Raw genomic sequence first — 18,173 nt, 5'->3', positions numbered from 1 at the left:
AGTTACGAACATTGTGGACAGAGGCGGGTGCAACGATCCATCATCGTTTTTTCACTAAGGTGTTGCGTTAAACAGTACAGGTCGCTCATGCTCCCTTTTTCACGCTTCTCTCACTACTTTCTCGAACTGGCGCGCAGCGGCAGCCTGCGTAAGGCGGCGGAACGGCTGCATGTTTCCGCCTCGGCGATCAACCGGCAAATCCTGCAGGCGGAAGAGGAGCTGGGCATGCGGCTGTTCGAACGGTTGCCTGACGGCATGCGCCTGACCAGCGCCGGCGAGCTGCTGCTGGACGACCTGCGTCGCTGGCAGCGCGAGTACCAGCGCACCCGCCAGCGCTTCGATGAGATTCAGGGGCTGCGGCGCGGCCATGTCAGTCTCGGGCTGATTCAGGCGCTGAACGAAGGGGCGATTGCCGATGCACTGTCGCAGATTGCGCAGACGCACCCCTGGCTGCGGCTCGATCTCAGCGTGCATGACAGCGCGCAGATCGGCGAGCAGGTGCGGCTGGCGGAGCTGGATGCCGGACTGGTGCTCGAGCCACAGGCGCAGGCCGGGCTGAGCGTGATGGCCTTCGCCGAGCTGCCGATTGGCGTGGTGCTGCCCGCCGGCCACCCGCTTGGCGCGCACGCGACGCTCTCCACCGGCCAGCTCAGCGCGGAGCGGCATATCATTCCCGGCGCGCCGCTGGTGGTGCATGAGCGGGTCGAAATGCTCTACAGGAGGCACAGCCTGCAGCCGGAGAACGTCATTACCTGTAACGACATTCGCCTGATTAAGTCGCTGATTAAGCAGGGCAGCGGCATCAGCATGTTGAGCCTGCTCGACGTGATGGACGAGGTGGGGCGGGGGACGCTAAGCTTTGTGCCGCTGCGCGACCCTAACGTGCGGCCGCTGACGCTGGCATTATGCTGCGCGCCGGCGCGGCAGCTGTCGCGCGCCGCTCAGCAGGTAATTCAACATTTGACCGGCGTGATCGAGTCGCTCAACGCGTCGCGTTAAGGGGAATATTTGCCTTAAAATCAGCGGATAGCGCGCGCAGGTCGCACTTTTTGTAAATTAACGTAAAGCGGAAGCCAGCCAGGTTTAGCGGAAAGCGTTATTAGGCTATAAGTCCTCTACCACGCCAACCTGCTTACTGCTTAGGGTTACACCTTACACGATGATGACTCTGCGACCTCTGCTGACGCTTGTGTTAGCTTCCGCTTTTCTGCTTGGCGGCTGCTCGCGCCATTCTACTGAACCATCCGCACAGAACGATACGCAGGTCAGCGATGAGGGCCAGGGGGATCAGGGCGATCTCATTCCGGTTGTTGCCGCGCTGCACGATCAAATGCATACCTGGCACGGCACGCAATATCAGTGGGGCGGCACCGAACTTTCCGGCGTCGACTGCTCCGGCTTTGTCTGGCGCACGCTGAAAGATCGCTTTAACCTGCCGATGGATCGCGTCACCACCACCGAACTGCTGAAGATGGGCAAGCGCATCGCCCCGCGCGATCTGCAGCCGGGCGACCTGGTCTTTTTCCGCATCAAAGGCGGCATGCACGTCGGCTTCTATGATACCGACCAGCACTTTTTCCACGCCTCGGTCAGCCAGGGCGTGGTGCGCTCCGAGCTGAATAATCCTTACTGGCAAAAAGTCTTCTATCAGGCGCGGCGCCTGCCGAAAGAGTACAACGCGCAGATCACCCTCAATAAAGGCAGCGGCATGACGCTGGCGCGTAAGTAATCGTATCTGCGGCACGCCAGCCCGCCTGACCAACGCCTCAAGCCCGCCTCACGGCGGGCTTTTTGATCAGTGCCGAACGGCGCAGCCGCACTGGCCCATTTCGCCCAGCGCCGCTTTGCCCTGATGGGAGTGGCGCACCCGCAGTTCGCCGCGACGCCAGGCGCCGTCCTCTTCCGCGCGATTGAGCAGCAGACGGTTTAGCGCTTCCGTTACCCGGAGCGCGTGCGGCTGCGCCCAGCTCGTCAAATGCCAGGTCGTGGCGCCTGCCTCAATACAGTCACCGAATCCCACCACGGCGACATGCGCCCCCTGACCAAAGTCCCGCACCGCCTGTAGCGCGCCGAATGCCAGCCGGTCGCTGTCGCAAAACAGCGCCTGAATGCGCTCCGAGGCACGGGCGCGCTTCAGATAGGCAAACATCGCCTGATAGCCGCTGTCGCGCTCATCGCTCGCGTCGGCGGCGATGAGCGACTGATCCAGGCGTTTGTCCGCCGCCGCTAGAACGCTGCAGAAGCCGTCGATGCGGGCGGGATCGGCGCAGCGCGACGGTTGCAGATAGCCGAAACGCTGGTGGCCCTGCGCCAGCAGCAGCCGACCCATCTCCGCGCCGGCGGCAAAGCCATCCAGATTCAGCGCATCCAGCGCCAGCAGCGGAATCGGCCCGGCAGCGGCGCGAAACGCGTCGCTAAACTGACCGGAAAGGTGCAGTGCGCCGCTCAGCAGCGGCGCCAGCTGACGCGCGCGCTCATCGGCGGCGTCGACCAGCAGCGCCGCGCAGCCGCGCGCATTAAGCTGCCGGTTCACTTCCTGCAGCAGCGCCGCCGTCTGCGGACGGCTGAAATCATGGCTCAGCACGCCAATGGTTTTACAGGTGTTGTTATACATTCAGAAGACCCTGTTGAAGTGAGTAGAGGTCTCTGTACCATAAAGGATAGGGCCCCTGTTTCACAATGGCTCTGCGGCCGCCAGCTGCAGTTCGCGCCTGCCCAGCGTGCGGGTCGCCAGCACCGACTGCTGGGCGAACAGGCTCGCCTGCTCGACGGCCTGGCTCAGCGGCGCTCCGCGCAGCAGGCGGGCGGTCAGCTCGGCGGTAAAAAGATCGCCGGTGCCTTTGGGCGGATTATCGTAGCGCGGGTGCTCGGTGACGAAGGTCTCTTTCGCGGTCACGCAAAACACCTGCATGCTGTGACGCGTCTCGTCGTGCGTGGCGCTGGTTACCACCACCCATTGGGTTTGCGCGCCGAGCAGCGAGCGCGCAGCGTCGATAATCTCGGCGTCGCTCTCCAGCGGCGCGTCGCACAGGCAGCCCAGCTCAAAGCGGTTCGGCGTCAGGCCGGTAGCCAGCGGCGCAAGCTGTTGCCGATAGTGAACCGCCAGCTGCGGATCGACATAGAAACCGCTGTCGTCATCGCCCAGTACCGGATCGATAATCACCGGCATCTGCGGGTTTTTCTCGCGCATCAGCCGCAGCCAGCGCGCCAGCGACGCCGCCTTATCGGTGGATTTCAGATAGCCCATCACCACGGCGCGCGCGGCGCTATCCAGGTTCCGCTCGGCCAGCGCGGTCAGATAGCCGTCAAACCAGGGCTGGGGGATTTCGCCGCCGTAGCAGCTGGCATAGTGGGGCGTATTGCTCAACAGCACCGTAGGCACCGCAACGACCTGCAATCCATGACGTCGCAGCGCGGGGACGGCGATACTGTTGCCTACGCTGCCGTAAACCACTTGAGACTGAACAGAGATGACGTCGATGATCTCGCCGTCTGAGGCGTCGGAAACCTGAAACATATTGCGCTCCTTGTTAGTACTCTTTCGCCAGTATACGCGTGCGAGACGGCCAGCGGCAGGCGGCTCTTCGTCGCGTCGTGTCCCTTAACCCCCTCCAGCCCTTGCCGGACAAAGGACGGCGCAAAGCTAAGCGAAGCGTTAAAAGCAGGATATTCTGCTAACAATAGACAAATAATGCCGTGTCGACTGGCAAATATGACCAGGCCGTCTACACTTAATCGCGACGATGTTTTCAGTCAGGTTGATATGTCTGTGAAGGTTCTAAAACGTAGTGGCGTCTTATCTGAAGTGACTTGCTGGTATCCGCAGTTTTTGCCCTGCACTTTACCCCACGCTCAGCCGTTCCGGCTGTTGCTCCCGCAGACATTTACCCTCGCTAAAACATCCTGCAATGGCGCGTTGACGAGCCAGGCCTCTGACCTGACAAGCCGCGAATCGTACGCGCCCGAATCAACTACAGGAGAAGACACGTGACCCAAGCGGCGAATGAACATGCCTCGCTTCCTGCGCTAAGCGGCGGTCTTTATGCCTTCTTTTTTGACGTAGACGGCACCCTTGCCGCTATTCAACCGCAGCCCGACGCCGTTTTCATCCCGGAAAAGGTACGTCAGCAGCTGCAACAGCTTGCCTCTCTCTGTCACGGCGCACTGGCGCTGGTGTCGGGGCGACCTGTTTCACAGCTCGACGCGCTGGCCGCGCCGTTAATCGCGCCCGCTGCGGGCGTTCACGGCGCAGAGCGTCGCGACGCGCAGGGCGAACAGCATCTTATCCGCCTGGATCCAACGGTCGCCGAAGCATTGCAGCAGCAGCTGCAAGAGGCGATGGCGCGCTGGCCAGGCACGCTACTCGAGGCCAAAGGCATGGCCTTTGCGCTGCATTACCGTCAGGCGATGCAGCATGAACAGGATGTGCTTAATCTGGCCGAACAGGCCGTGAAACGCTTTCCGGCGCTGGCGCTTCAGCCTGGGAAATGCGTTGTGGAGATCAAACCGCAGGGAGTCGATAAAGGCGAAGCTGTGCGCGCCTTTATGCGCGAAGCGCCCTTTGCCGGTCGTATCCCGGTATTTGTCGGAGACGATCTGACGGATGAGAAAGGATTTATCGCCGTAAACGCCATGCAGGGCATTTCCGTTAAGGTTGGACAAGGTTCCAGTCAGGCGCGCTATCGACTGCCAGACGTCGAGGCGGTTCACGCGTGGCTGGAGCGATTACTATTACAAATAAAACAAGACAATGTCGGTAAGGAGTAAAGGTTATGAGTCGTTTAGTGGTCGTATCTAACCGAATCGCCATTCCTGATGGGAAAAAAGCCAGCGCAGGCGGCCTCGCCGTCGGCATTCTCGACGCGCTGAAAAGCACCGGCGGCCTGTGGTTTGGCTGGAACGGGGAGATCAGCGAATTTTCCGGAGAAGAGGAAGACGAACTGGTACAGGTAGAGCATGACGGCATCTCCTATGCCGCGCTGCCGCTGAGCCAGAACGATTACGATCTGTATTACTGCCAGTTCTCTAATACCGTTATCTGGCCCGCGTTCCACTACCGTCTCGATCTGGTTCAGTTCCAGCGCGAAGCCTGGGACGGCTACTGCCGCGTCAACGAGATGCTGGCGCAGCGCCTGAAGCCGCTGATTAAGCCGGACGACACCCTGTGGATCCACGATTATCATCTGCTGCCGTTTGCCGCCGAGCTGCGCAAGCAGGGCGTTAATAACCGCATCGGCTTCTTCCTGCATATCCCGTTCCCGACGCCGGAGATTTTCAACGCGCTGCCGCCGCATCAGGAACTGCTGGAGATGCTGTGCGAATACGATCTGCTGGGCTTCCAGACCGAATCGGATCGCCTCGCCTTCCTGGAGTGCATCAGCCAGCTTACGCAGCTGCAGAACATGGGCGATAAAAAGCACCGTGCGTTCGGCAATACCTTTATGACCGAGGTCTATCCCATCGGCATCGAGCCGGACAGCATCAAAGAGATGGCTGAAGGTCCGCTGCCGCCGAAAATGGCGGCGATGAAACGCGAGCTGGGCGATGCGAAGAACATTATCGCCTGCGAGCGCCTCGACTATTCCAAAGGGCTGCCGGAGCGATTCCTGGCCTATGAAGCGCTGCTGGAAAACTTCCCCGAGCATCGCGGCAAAATTCGCTATTCGCAGATTGCGCCGACCTCGCGCGGGGACGTGCAGGCCTACCAGGATATTCGTCATCAGCTTGAAACCGAAGCTGGCCGCATCAACGGCAAGTACGGCACGCTGGGCTGGACGCCGCTCTACTACCTGAACCAGCATTTTGACCGCCGTCTGCTGATGAAAATCTTCCGTCTGACTGACGTCGGACTGGTGACGCCGCTGCGGGACGGCATGAACCTGGTGGCGAAAGAGTATATCGCTGCGCAGGACCCGGACGATCCGGGCGTGCTGGTGCTGTCGCGCTTTGCGGGCGCCGCCAACGAGCTGACCTCGGCGCTGATTGTTAACCCTTACGATCGCGACGAAGTGGCGGCGGCGTTGAATAAGGCGCTGACCATGCCGCGCACCGAGCGTATTTCGCGCTACAACGACATGATGGCAGTGCTGCGCAAGAATGACATCACTCACTGGCGCGAGAGCTTCCTGAAGGATTTGTGGGCTCTCCCGCCGCGTAGCGAAGATCACAGCACGGTAAATAAAGTGGCGACCTTCCCGAAACTCGCCTGATTTTCACGGCGGCCCGCTTTTAGGGGCCGCCGCTTATCTTGTTCCTTTCCACTTCTCCTCTGTCCAGTCCCGCTAAAGATTTGGGTTATCACCTGACCATGTCGGCGGATTCGATTTGCCGATTTAACACACAGCCGAGAAGAAAAACGCTTTTTTTCTGCACGCAGGCCTAAAGTCTGGCAGCGAAATGCCGATAGTTGTGACTCATCAAAGTGTCAAATGCCCAATTCATTCATATTTCTAATGTAACACATTGTTACATCTGCTTCTCTCTGCTTTACGCCCACTGTTAAAGGTTAACGATTCGTTGTTAAAACGCGACGAATGCGCGCCATCTCTCTTTACGCTTCGCTTACGCACTCCAGGAAATATTTGCCCTAAGTAATTAATTTTCCAGCGATTAACAATGTGCCTTTTTAGCATATTATGCTGGCTTATGGGTTTTGGGTAGCGCCTTGTAGGGTGTTAAAAGCAATGTTAAAAATAATCGATCGCTCGGAATGCGCGATGAAAGATATATCGGGTCCATAAGGGGAATAAGCCCTTTGTTAGGACGAAATATAAATGAAACAAAGCTGTTTTGTGCAAAAAATAGACAAAATAAAAGCGTCACTGAAGGTTCAGGAAAAAAATTTGCCTTAAAAGTGTGACGCAGATCACACTTTATCTAAAATTTCACGGTCCTGTCGTTGTATGTGTAAATCAGACGGGATAGATTTGCGTTGTTTTAGGAATAGTCTTAAAAAAATGTAAAAAGACGTCACGGAAGAGCGCAATAATTTAAAAAAGAATGGCCCTGGGGTTTTGACTAACACTGTAAATATGTCGTTCAGGACATGAGGCAGGCTTCAGAGTACGTTTGGTTTTTGGCTGTAAATTTTTGCCATCTTTAGATTTAACAACCAGCAACCCGTAACGCAGAGGGTTTTTCTGCGATGCTCTCACGTCGCGTCTGTCAGGATGGAAAAAATGGGTACATCTGATTTACTAAAACATATTTATGATATCAATCTGTCGTATTTACTGCTTGCACAGCGATTAATTAACCAGGAAAAAGCTTCTGCAATGTTTCGCCTCGGAATTGATGAAGAGATGGCTAACGCATTGTCGCAATTAACTCTGCCGGAAATGGTAAAGTTAGCGGAAACCAATCAGTTGGTTTGCCAGTTTCGCTTTAACGATCACGCTATTATTAATCGCCTGACGCAAGAATCTCGCGTGGATGATTTACAACAAATCCACACCGGAATTTTATTATCAAGCCGTTTACTGCGTAATGTTTCTAAAGATGAGACGCCGGCGAAGAAGAGGGCGATGTAAATGTCGGAAAAGAGCATTGTTCAGGAAGCGCGCGATATTCAACTCGCGATGGAATTAATTACGCTCGGCGCACGTTTGCAAATGCTGGAAAGCGAAACCCAGTTAAGTCGCGGCCGCTTAATTAAGCTTTATAAAGAGCTGCGCGGCAGTCCGCCGCCGAAGGGCATGCTGCCTTTTTCGACCGACTGGTTTATGACGTGGGAGCAGAATATTCACGCTTCTATGTTCTGCAACGCCTGGCAGTTTATGCTGAAAACCGGCATGGCGACCGGCGTTGACGCGGTAATCAAAGCTTACCGCCTCTATCTCGAACAGTGTCCGCAATCGGACGAGGGCCCGCTGTTGGCGCTGACGCGCGCCTGGACCCTGGTGCGATTCGTTGAAAGTAATATGCTCGAACTGGCCGACTGCAAAAGCTGCAGCGGCAGTTTCATCAACCATGCGCATCAGCCGGTCGGCAGCTTTGTCTGCAGCCTGTGCCAGCCGCCGTCGCGCGCGGTAAAAAGACGTAAACTTTCTGCAGATTCTGCCGATACCTTTCCACAACTGCTGGATGAACAGGTTAAACACGCCGTTTAAGTTTGTTCGCATCGTGGAAAGTCATCCAGCAGCGGGTATCCCCCGCTGCTTTTTTTTTGCCCACGATTTGAATAACGCCTGCGGCTCTCTGGCTTAACTTCCACCAACACGTTACGGACGTAAGGATGTTCTAGTGCTGATCTTATTGGGTTATATCATTGTTGTCGCATCCGTGTTGGGCGGATATGCGCTGGTGGGGGGTCACCTGGGTGCCCTTTACCAGCCGTCAGAGCTGTTAATTATCGGCGGCGCCGCCCTTGGCGCTTTTTTCGTCGGCAACAACGGCAAGTCGATTAAAAAAACCTTGAAAGCGCTGCCGAAGCTGATGCGCGGCTCGAAATATAATAAAGCCCTTTATATGGATTTAATGGCGCTGCTCTATCGCCTGATGGCCAAATCGCGCCAGCAGGGCATGCTGTCGCTGGAGCGCGATATTGAAGATCCGGCACAGAGCGAAATTTTTGCTAATTATCCGCGTATTCTCGCCGATAAACAGCTGGTGGATTTTATTACCGATTATCTGCGTCTGATGGTCAGCGGCAACATGAACGCCTTTGAGATCGAGGCGCTGATGGATGAAGAGATCGAAACCTACGAGCATGAATGCGAAGTGCCAGCGCAAAGTTTATCCGCCGTCGGCGACGGCCTGCCGGCCTTCGGCATCGTGGCGGCGGTAATGGGCGTGGTGCACGCGCTGGCGTCAGCGGACCGTCCGGCCGCGGAGCTGGGCGCGCTGGTGGCGCACGCGATGGTGGGAACCTTCCTCGGCATCCTGCTGGCGTACGGCTTTATCTCGCCGCTGGCGTCGGTGCTGCGCCAGAAGTGCTCTGAAACCACCAAGATGATGCAGTGCATCAAGGTCACGCTGCTCTCCAGCCTGAACGGCTATGCGCCGCAGATCGCGGTGGAGTTTGGCCGTAAGACGCTTTACTCCACCGAGCGCCCCTCGTTCAGCGAACTGGAGGAGCACGTACGTAACGCGAAGAACCCGGCGAAACAGACTTCGGACGAAACTGCATGAAGAACAGCAACCGTCCCATCATCGTCGTCAAAAAGCGCAAGCATAAAGGACACGAAGGCGGCCACGGCTCCTGGAAGATCGCCTATGCCGACTTTATGACGGCGATGATGGCCTTTTTTATGGTGATGTGGCTGATCTCAATCTCCAGCCCGCAGGAGCTGGTGCAGATTGCCGAATATTTTAAAACGCCGCTGAAGGTCGCGATGACCGGCGGCAAACGCAGCAGCGACAGCGAAAGCCCGATTCCGGGCGGCGGCGACGACGCGACGCGCATCAAGGGCGAAGTGAAAAAGGTCGTGGATATGGATGAGCAGAAGCGCAAGCTCGACGACATTCGCCTGAATCGCCTGCGCGAAAAGCTGGACCAGCTGATCGAAGCGGATCCGCGTCTGAAAACGCTGCGTCCGCATCTGATCATCAACATGGTGGAAGAGGGGTTGCGCATCCAGATTATCGACAGCCAGAACCGGCCGATGTTTAAAACCGGCAGCGCCGAAGTCGAGCCCTATATGCGCGATATCCTGCGCGGCATTGCGCCGCTGCTTAACGATATTCCAAACCGCATCAGCCTGGCGGGCCATACCGACGACTTCCAGTACGCGAATGGCGATCGCGGCTACAGCAACTGGGAGCTTTCCGCCGATCGCGCCAACGCCTCGCGTCGCGAGCTGGTCATGGGCGGACTCGACGGCGGCAAAATACTGCGCGTGGTCGGCATGGCCGACACCATGAAACTGAAAAATCGCGTCGGTAACGATGCCGTTAACCGCCGCATTAGCCTGCTGGTGTTGAACCATGACACCGAAGCGGCGATTGAAAAAGAGAACGCCGAGAGCGACGCCGTACAGGTGAGCGATCCGGCGGCCATAGAAAAGATTACCGCGCCGCCTGTGCCGCAAGGCAGCAGCCCGGTAACCACAACAGCCCCCTCACAGCCGAGGTGATCCCGTGAGCATGGACATCAGCGATTTTTACCAGACGTTTTTCGATGAGGCCGATGAGCTGTTAGCTGATATGGAGCAGCATCTGCTGGGGCTCGATCCCCAGGAGCCGGACTCCGAGCAGCTAAATGCCATTTTCCGCGCCGCCCATTCGATAAAAGGCGGAGCCGGAACCTTTGGTTTTACGGTTTTGCAGGAAACAACCCACATTCTGGAAAATATTCTGGATGGTGCTCGTCGCGGCGAGATGCAGCTCAGCACCGACATCATCAACCTGTTTTTGGAAACCAAAGATATTATGCAGGAACAGCTCGATGCCTATAAAACCGCGCAGGAGCCGAACGCGGAAAGCTTTAACTACATCTGCGAAGCGCTGCGCCAGCTGGCGTTAGAGGCGAAAGGCCTGCCGGTCGCCGCGCCGGTCGCGGTCGCCGCCGCGCCAGCCGTGCAGAGCGCGCCAGCCAGCAGCGGCCTGCGCGTGAAGCTGGTCGACCTGAAAGAGAAAGAGGTCGATCTGATGCTGGAGGAGCTGGGCAATCTCGGCAGCCTGAGCAACGTGGTTAAGGGCAGCGATTTCCTTGAGGCGAGCATCGACGGCGTCAGCAAAGACGACATCGTGGCGGTGCTCTGCTTCGTGATCGAAGAGGCGCAGATCCGCTTCCCGGACGCTGACGCCGCGCCGGTTGCGGAGGCAGTGCCGGTCGCCGCCCCTGCGCCGGTCGCCGAGGCCGCGCCGGTGCAGAGCGCCAGCGTCAGCGAACTGCCGGTGGCGAAGCGCGAAGGCAAACGCGCCGCCGCGCCCGCGAAAACCAGCGAATCCAGCAGCATCCGCGTCGCGGTAGAGAAGGTCGATCAGCTGATCAACCTGGTCGGCGAACTGGTGATTACCCAGTCGATGCTGGCGCAGCGCTCGGGCGAACTCGATCCGGTGGCGCACGGCGATCTGCTGAACAGCATGGGCCAGCTTGAGCGCAACGCGCGCGATCTGCAGGAATCGGTGATGTCGATCCGTATGATGCCGATGGAGTATGTCTTCAGCCGCTTCCCGCGCCTGGTGCGCGACCTGGCGAGCAAGCTGGGCAAAGAGGTGGAGCTGACGCTGCTCGGCAGCTCTACCGAACTCGACAAGAGCCTGATCGAACGCATTATCGATCCGTTAACGCATCTGGTGCGCAATAGCCTGGATCACGGCATCGAAGCGCCGGAAAAACGCCTGGCGGCGGGCAAGGTCGCCACCGGCAACCTGACGCTGTCGGCGGAACATCAGGGCGGCAACATCTGCATCGAAGTCTCTGACGACGGCGCCGGCCTGAACCGCGAGCGCATTCTCGCCAAAGCGCTTTCATCCGGCCTGCCGGTCAGCGAAAACATGAGCGACGAAGAGGTCGGCATGCTGATCTTCGCACCGGGCTTCTCTACCGCTGAGCAGGTCACCGACGTGTCGGGCCGCGGCGTCGGTATGGACGTGGTTAAGCGAAATATCCAGGAGATGGGCGGCCATGTGGAGATCGCCTCGAAGCAGGGCAAAGGCACCACCATCCGTATTCTGCTGCCGCTGACGCTGGCGATCCTCGACGGCATGTCGGTGCGCGTGGCGGACGAAGTCTTTATCCTGCCGCTCAACGCGGTAATGGAATCCCTGCAGCCGCGCGGCGAAGAGCTGAAGCCGCTGGCAGGCGGCGAATGCGTGCTGGAAGTGCGCGGCGAATACCTGCCGCTGGTGGAGCTGTGGAACGTGTTTGACGTGCAGGGCGCGAAAACCGAGGCGACGCAGGGCATCGTGGTGATCCTGCAGAGCGCGGGCAAACGCTATGCGCTGCTGGTCGATCAGCTCATTGGCCAGCATCAGGTGGTAGTGAAAAACCTCGAGAGCAACTATCGCAAGGTGCCTGGCATCTCCGCCGCCACCATCCTCGGCGACGGCAGCGTCGCGCTGATCGTTGACGTGTCGGCGCTGCAATCGCTCAACCGTGAAAAACGTGTGGCCGGCGCGGCCGCCTGACTGATAACAAAAGGGTAGAAACATGACTGGAATGGCAACCGTGACCAAAATCGCCGGCGAAACCGTCGGCCAGGAGTTCCTGGTATTTACGCTGGGAGACGAAGAGTACGGTATCGATATTCTTAAGGTGCAGGAGATCCGCGGCTACGATCAGGTCACGCGCATCGCCAACACGCCGGAGTTTATCAAGGGCGTCACCAATCTGCGCGGCGTCATCGTGCCGATTATCGATCTGCGCGTGAAGTTTTCCCAGCCGGATGTCGAGTACAACGACAACACCGTGGTGATCGTGCTGAATCTGGAGCATCGCGTGGTCGGCATCGTGGTGGACGGCGTCTCTGACGTGCTGTCGCTGACGCAGGATCAGATCCGTCCTTCGCCGGAATTCGCCGTGACCATGTCGACCGAGTACCTGACCGGTCTCGGCGCGCTCGGCGAGCGCATGCTGATTCTGGTGGACATCGAGAAGCTGCTGAGCAGCGAAGAGATGGCGCTGATGGATACGCTGCGCAGCGCGTAAGCCCTGTTTTTCACGAGCCGGGATTAACCCGGCTCGTTATTATTTCCTTTAAAAACAAGAACAAGCGTATTTTATTTATCCCCCCTTGCGCTAAATATATCCCGTGTTCTGCCGATACCTCTACTGCTTGATCTCCTACTTCTCCAGGGCTTCCTTATGCTAACCAAAATTCGTGTCGTCACCAGCTTGCTGCTGGTGTTATTGATGTTCGGCCTGTTCCAGGCGTTTTCAGGGGCAGTGTTCTTCTCTGCATTGAGCGATGATAAAACCAGCTTCAACGTATCGCAGCTCGCCAGTAAAAATCTGCAGGCGCTTAACGACGCCTATATGAGCCTTAACCAGAGCCGCGTCGTGCTGACGCGCATCCAGCTGCGCATTGCGAACAGCAAAGTGGATGGCAGCACGCCGGATATCGCCTCGCTGTTTACCGACAGCCAGCATTTCCAGCAGGTTGCGGCGACCAATTTCGACCTGTTTAAAACCACGCCGGACACCCCGGGACAGGACGCCGCGCTCAACAACCGTCTGATGGACGCCTATGGCGTCTATGCGACCGCGTTGACCCAGCTGCAAACCGCGCTGCAGTCGAGCAATCTCGCCGAGGCGGGCAAGGCGCCGGTGGCGCCGAGCCAGAGCGCCTTCCTGAAGATCTATACCGACTGGCGCGCCAACCAGGCGCACCTTTCAGAGATGGGCGTGGAGAAAAACGCCAGCGCCTATACGCGCATGCTCTGGATCCTCGGCACCATCATGGCGCTGGTGGTGGTGGTTATCGCGCTATGCTGGGTTGGCCTGCGTCGCGTGCTGATCAACCCGCTGAACGCCAATATCGCCCACATCCAGCAGATTGCGCAGGGCGACCTGACGCAGCGGATCCACGCGGAAGGGCGCAATGAGATGAGCCAGCTGGCCGCCAGCCTGCACCAGATGCAGCAGGCGCTGGTGCATACCGTCAGCAACGTGCGCGACGGCTCGGACGCCATCTTTACCGGCGCCAGCGAAATCTCCGCAGGCAACAACGACCTCTCCGCCCGCACCGAAGAGCAGGCGGCGTCGCTGGAGCAGACCGCGGCCAGCATGGAGCAGCTCACCGCCACGGTGAAACAGAACGCCGAAAACGCCCGCCAGGCGTCGCAGCTGGCGCTGAGCGCCTCGGAAACCGCGCAGAAGGGCGGCAGCGTAGTCGACGGCGTGGTGAAAACCATGAGCGACATCGCGGGCAGCTCGAAGAAGATCGCCGATATCACCAGCGTCATCGACGGCATCGCCTTCCAGACCAACATTCTGGCGCTCAACGCGGCGGTGGAAGCGGCGCGCGCGGGCGAACAGGGACGCGGCTTTGCCGTGGTGGCGGGCGAAGTGCGCAGCCTGGCGCAGCGCAGCGCGCAGGCGGCGAAAGAGATTAAAGCGCTGATCGAAGACTCGGTGAATCGCGTCAATGCCGGCTCGCAGCTGGTGGGCACCGCGGGCGAGACCATGAGCGATATCGTTAACGCCGTGACGCGCGTCACCGACATCATGGGCGAAATCGCCTCGGCGTCGGACGAGCAGAGCCGCGGCATCGACCAGGTTGGCCAGGCGGTGACGGAGATGGATCGCGTCACCCAGCAGAACGCCTCGCTGGTCGAGGAGTCCGCCGCGGCGGCCGCCTCGCTGGAGTCGCAGGCGAGCCGTCTGAGCCAGTCGGTGGCAGTCTTCAAGATCCCGCGCGCTGCGGCAGCGGCTGTCGGCACCCGACACGCCCAGATCGCGGCGCCTGCGCTCAGCCCGGCCTCCGCCGCGCCGCGCAAGGCGCTGGCCGCGGCAGGCAGCGACGCCAACTGGGAAACCTTCTGATCGGCTTCACTCTTTACTCTGCCGGGCAGCCGCCCGGCTTTTCACCCTCCAGCGTCAAACCGCGCTTTAAAAACCTACATAACTCTAAAAACCGTTAAACCGGCTCAGATCTGGCGGCCGCGCGCCGATAGAGAGCCTGCACGTTTTTTTATGACTCCCGGGAAAATATATGTTGAAACGAATCAAAGTGGTGACCAGCCTGATTGCCGTGCTGGCTATCTTTAGCCTGCTTCAGCTGACGTCGGGCGGACTCTTCTGGTCCGCGCTGCAGAAAGATAAAGAGGCCTTCGCGCTGGCGCAGGTCTCCACCAGCAACGTCACGGCGATGACCGACGCCTGGATCGCGCTGAACCAGACGCGCATCACCCTTAACCGCGCCATGCTGCGGCTGCAGAGCAGCACGGCGGCGCAGATGAACGGCGGGGCGTTAGACGAACTGGTGAAGCAGACAGAGCAGCAGCTGGCGCAGGCCGATCGCCACTTCAAAGTCTATTACGATCTCCCTTCGACGCCGGGCCTTGAAGTGGCGCTGCGCGACCGCCTTGAGGCGCAGTATGCCAGCTATCACGACGGCCTGGCCGGAATGCTGGAGCGCCTGAAGGCGCGCGATCTGCAGGGCATGTTCCGCTTCAATATCGAGCAAACCCAGAACACGATGCAAGAAGCCTACGGCGACTGGCGCGCGAAGCAGACCACGCTCGCCGCGCAGGGCGCAGAGCAGAACCAGCGCGCCTTCACCCAGATGATGTGGCTGCTGGCGGCGGTAGCGCTGCTGGTGATCGGCGTGGTGGTCGCCTGCTGGTTCGGGCTGCGTCACGTGCTGATCCAGCCGCTGCGCGAGCTGCTGAGCCATATCCGTACCATTGCGGCGGGCGATCTTACCCAGCCGATCGTGGTGGAAGGGCGTAACGAGATGAGCCAGCTGGCGAACGGCCTGCAGGAGATGCAGCAGGCGCTGGTCAGCACCGTCAGCAACGTGCGCGACGGCTCCGACGCCATTCTGAGCGGCGCCAGCGAAATCGCGGCGGGCAACAACGATCTCTCCGCCCGCACCGAAGAGCAGGCGGCGTCGCTGGAGCAGACCGCGGCCAGCATGGAGCAGCTCACCGCCACGGTGAAACAGAACGCCGAAAATGCCCGTCAGGCGTCGCAGCTGGCGCTGAGCGCCTCGGAAACCGCGCAGAAGGGCGGCAGCGTAGTCGACGGCGTGGTGAAAACCATGAGCGACATCGCGGGCAGCTCGAAGAAGATCGCCGACATTACCGGCGTCATCGACGGCATCGCCTTCCAGACCAATATCCTGGCGCTGAACGCCGCGGTGGAAGCGGCGCGCGCGGGCGAGCAGGGCCGCGGCTTCGCCGTGGTGGCGGGCGAAGTGCGCAGCCTGGCGCAGCGCAGCGCGCAGGCGGCGAAAGAGATTAAAGCGCTGATCGAAGACTCGGTGAATCGCGTTAATACCGGCTCGCAGCTGGTGGGCACCGCGGGCGAGACCATGAGCGAGATCGTCAGCGCGGTAACGCGCGTCACCGACATCATGGGCGAGATCGCCTCGGCGTCGGACGAGCAGAGCCGCGGCATCGACCAGGTCGGCCAGGCGGTGACGGAGATGGATCGCGTCACCCAGCAGAACGCCTCGCTGGTCGAGGAGTCCGCCTCGGCGGCCGCCTCGCTGGAAGATCAGGCGAGCCGTCTCAGCCAGTCGGTGGCGGTGTTTAACATCCCACGCGCCGCACAGGCGGTTCGCGCGGCATCGCGTGCGGTGCCGGCTGCGCCGGTACGCAAGGCGCTGGCCGCGCCGGCGGGCGGCGATAACTGGGAAACCTTTTAACCCGCAACGCACGGCCCGCAGGGAAGCGGGCTTTTTCAATCCCGCCCGTTGCCGCGCCGATGAAGCGCGTTTTTCATTTTCACTCCTGCTGGTCCAACCCGCGCTTACTGCATAAAGATCCCCACGCTGAGGCCGATAACAGGTGAGATCCGCCAACCAATGAGGTGTTTATGTTTAATCGAGTACGCGTTATCTCCGGGCTGCTGGGTGTGCTGGCGCTGTTTGTTCTGCTCCAGCTGGTTTCCGGAAGCGCTTTTTTCAATACGGTAAAAGCCGACAAAGAGAATTTTGCTTATAACCAGCGTCTCGCGACGCTACAGCAGGCGATGGGCACCTCATGGGTTTCCCTGGTACAGGCGCGCAATACCCTGAACCGGGCCGGCATCCGCTATCTGCTGGACAGCCAGCAGGCTGGTTCCGGCGCGACGGTGCAGGATCTGGTCGCGCTGGCCAACCAGGAGCTGAAGGTTGCCGATCAGGGCTTTGCCGACTTTAACGCCAACCTGTCGGAAAAGGGTAAAACCGCCGAGAACGTGCTGACGCTGCAGGCGAACTATAAAGCCTACCGCGACGCGCTGACCGAGCTGACGGGCTTCCTCGCGGCCGGTAACTTTAAGGGCTTTGTCGACCAGCCGACTCAGGGTTTTCAGGATAAGTTTGAAAACGATTACAACGCCTGGCAGAGCCATAACCAGCTGCTGGCGAAGCAGGGCGTTGACGCCAATAACACCGCTTACAATCACGCCATTCTCATGGCGATCGGCCTGGTGATCGCCTCGTTGCTGATCAGCCTGCTGGTCTGGACGGTTATGCGCAGCGCGCTGATAGGCCCGCTGAAGCTGAGCATCGAGCATATCCGCCATATCGCGCGCGGCGACCTGACGCAGCCGATTACCTGTAGCGTACGCAACGAGCTGGGCGACCTGCTTGCGGCCCTGCAGGAGATGCAGCAGGAGCTGGCGCGCACCGTCTCCACCGTGCGCGACGGCGCGGACGCCATCTATACCGGCGCCAGCGAAATCGCCATCGGCAATAACGATCTTTCATCCCGCACCGAAGAGCAGGCGGCGTCGCTGGAGCAGACCGCGGCCAGCATGGAGCAGCTTACTGCCACCGTGAAGCAGAACGCCGAGAACGCCCGTCAGGCGTCGCAGCTGGCGCTGAGCGCCTCGGAAACCGCGCAGAAGGGCGGCAAAGTGGTGGACGGCGTGGTGAAAACCATGAGCGACATCGCGGGCAGCTCGAAGAAGATCGCCGATATCACCAGCGTCATCGACGGCATCGCCTTCCAGACCAACATTCTGGCGCTGAACGCCGCGGTGGAAGCGGCGCGCGCGGGCGAGCAGGGCCGTGGCTTCGCGGTGGTGGCGGGCGAAGTGCGCAGCCTGGCGCAGCGCAGCGCGCAGGCGGCGAAAGAGATTAAAGCGCTGATCGAGGACTCGGTGGCGCGCGTCGATACCGGCTCGGTGCTGGTAGAGAGCGCAGGCGAGACCATGCATGACATCGTCAGTGCGGTAACGCGCGTCACCGACATCATGGGCGAGATCGCCTCGGCGTCGGACGAGCAGAGCCGCGGCATCGATCAGGTCGGCCTCGCGGTGACGGAGATGGATCGCGTCACCCAGCAGAACGCCGCGCTGGTGGAAGAGTCCGCTTCGGCGGCCGCCTCGCTGGAAGATCAGGCCAGCCGACTGAAACAGGCAGTTTCTGTGTTCAATATTGGTAAAGAATTTGTCGCCCAGGCCGTTAACAGAACTACGGCGTCGAAAAGTTTACGGCTGGACGCGCCGGCTGCGGCCTCCCGCGCGCCGGCTGTTCGCAGCGACGACAACTGGGAAACCTTTTAACCGCCTGGATGGTCGGGGGGCGGCAACGCCGCCCGACATAGCAGCAGAATTTAATGAATTAAGTACAGTG

Annotated in this window: 15 protein-coding genes; 13 read left to right on the top strand and 2 right to left on the bottom strand. The window is 59.6% G+C overall.

The window, feature by feature from the left end; translation table 11 throughout:
• Nucleotides 1-87 precede the first annotated feature (87 nt).
• Together HA46_RS04775 and HA46_RS04770 are read left to right on the top strand one after the other, a co-directional pair.
• Nucleotides 88-999: a LysR family transcriptional regulator gene (locus HA46_RS04775; protein ID WP_033791331.1), complete on the top strand. Its 912-nt coding sequence runs from the start codon at nucleotides 88-90 to the stop codon at nucleotides 997-999.
• A 169-nt stretch (nucleotides 1,000-1,168) separates the two neighbouring features.
• On the top strand, nucleotides 1,169-1,729 hold the full coding sequence (locus HA46_RS04770; protein ID WP_033791411.1) for an NlpC/P60 family protein: 561 nt from the start codon (nucleotides 1,169-1,171) through the stop codon (nucleotides 1,727-1,729).
• A gap of 66 nt (nucleotides 1,730-1,795) precedes the next feature.
• Here HA46_RS04770 and HA46_RS04765 read toward each other — a convergent pair whose 3' ends face one another.
• The gene (locus tag HA46_RS04765) at nucleotides 1,796-2,614 is read right to left on the bottom strand and encodes a substrate-binding domain-containing protein (RefSeq protein ID WP_084882356.1); all 819 of its coding nucleotides are present in this window, start codon (nucleotides 2,612-2,614) and stop codon (nucleotides 1,796-1,798) included.
• 60 nt (nucleotides 2,615-2,674) lie between these two features.
• Entirely contained in the window at nucleotides 2,675-3,517 is an 843-nt protein-coding gene (gene pdxK / locus HA46_RS04760; protein ID WP_084882354.1) for a pyridoxine/pyridoxal/pyridoxamine kinase, read from the bottom strand.
• 470 nt (nucleotides 3,518-3,987) lie between these two features.
• Between pdxK and otsB the strand changes: the two genes are divergently transcribed.
• The 11 genes from otsB to HA46_RS04705 all read left to right on the top strand — a co-directional run bounded on the left by otsB (nucleotide 3,988) and on the right by HA46_RS04705 (nucleotide 18,103).
• Nucleotides 3,988-4,767: a trehalose-phosphatase gene (otsB, locus tag HA46_RS04755; protein ID WP_033791328.1), complete on the top strand. Its 780-nt coding sequence runs from the start codon at nucleotides 3,988-3,990 to the stop codon at nucleotides 4,765-4,767.
• Between the two features lie 5 nt (nucleotides 4,768-4,772).
• A complete protein-coding gene (otsA, locus tag HA46_RS04750; RefSeq protein WP_084882351.1) occupies nucleotides 4,773-6,209 on the top strand; it encodes an alpha,alpha-trehalose-phosphate synthase in 1,437 nt (478 codons plus the stop codon).
• A gap of 969 nt (nucleotides 6,210-7,178) precedes the next feature.
• On the top strand, nucleotides 7,179-7,529 hold the full coding sequence (flhD, locus tag HA46_RS04745; RefSeq protein WP_033749748.1) for a flagellar transcriptional regulator FlhD: 351 nt from the start codon (nucleotides 7,179-7,181) through the stop codon (nucleotides 7,527-7,529).
• Complete coding sequence (gene flhC / locus HA46_RS04740; RefSeq protein ID WP_033791326.1) at nucleotides 7,530-8,108, top strand: flagellar transcriptional regulator FlhC; 579 nt, start codon at nucleotides 7,530-7,532, stop codon at nucleotides 8,106-8,108.
• Between the two features lie 133 nt (nucleotides 8,109-8,241).
• On the top strand, nucleotides 8,242-9,129 hold the full coding sequence (motA, locus tag HA46_RS04735) for a flagellar motor stator protein MotA (RefSeq protein ID WP_033791324.1): 888 nt from the start codon (nucleotides 8,242-8,244) through the stop codon (nucleotides 9,127-9,129).
• Nucleotides 9,126-10,073, top strand: a complete 948-nt coding sequence (gene motB / locus HA46_RS04730; RefSeq protein WP_033791322.1) for a flagellar motor protein MotB — start codon at nucleotides 9,126-9,128, stop codon at nucleotides 10,071-10,073. The genes motA and motB overlap by 4 nt, the downstream gene beginning before the upstream one ends.
• A 10-nt stretch (nucleotides 10,074-10,083) precedes the next feature.
• Entirely contained in the window at nucleotides 10,084-12,072 is a 1,989-nt protein-coding gene (cheA, locus tag HA46_RS04725; RefSeq protein ID WP_179944760.1) for a chemotaxis protein CheA, read from the top strand.
• Nucleotides 12,073-12,094: 22 nt separating this feature from the next.
• Entirely contained in the window at nucleotides 12,095-12,592 is a 498-nt protein-coding gene (gene cheW / locus HA46_RS04720; RefSeq protein ID WP_033749739.1) for a chemotaxis protein CheW, read from the top strand.
• A gap of 156 nt (nucleotides 12,593-12,748) precedes the next feature.
• Nucleotides 12,749-14,428, top strand: a complete 1,680-nt coding sequence (locus HA46_RS04715) for a methyl-accepting chemotaxis protein (protein ID WP_084882348.1) — start codon at nucleotides 12,749-12,751, stop codon at nucleotides 14,426-14,428.
• A 169-nt stretch (nucleotides 14,429-14,597) separates the two neighbouring features.
• A complete protein-coding gene (locus HA46_RS04710) occupies nucleotides 14,598-16,256 on the top strand; it encodes a methyl-accepting chemotaxis protein (protein WP_084882346.1) in 1,659 nt (552 codons plus the stop codon).
• A gap of 170 nt (nucleotides 16,257-16,426) precedes the next feature.
• The gene (locus tag HA46_RS04705) at nucleotides 16,427-18,103 is read left to right on the top strand and encodes a methyl-accepting chemotaxis protein (RefSeq protein WP_033791316.1); all 1,677 of its coding nucleotides are present in this window, start codon (nucleotides 16,427-16,429) and stop codon (nucleotides 18,101-18,103) included.
• Nucleotides 18,104-18,173: the final 70 nt, after the last annotated feature.

It is taken from the genome of Pantoea septica (genome assembly GCF_002095575.1).
Classification (GTDB): Bacteria; Pseudomonadota; Gammaproteobacteria; order Enterobacterales; family Enterobacteriaceae; genus Pantoea; species Pantoea septica.
The sequence above is the reverse complement of the archived record's forward strand: the minus strand, read 5'-3'. Positions and strand labels throughout refer to the sequence as shown.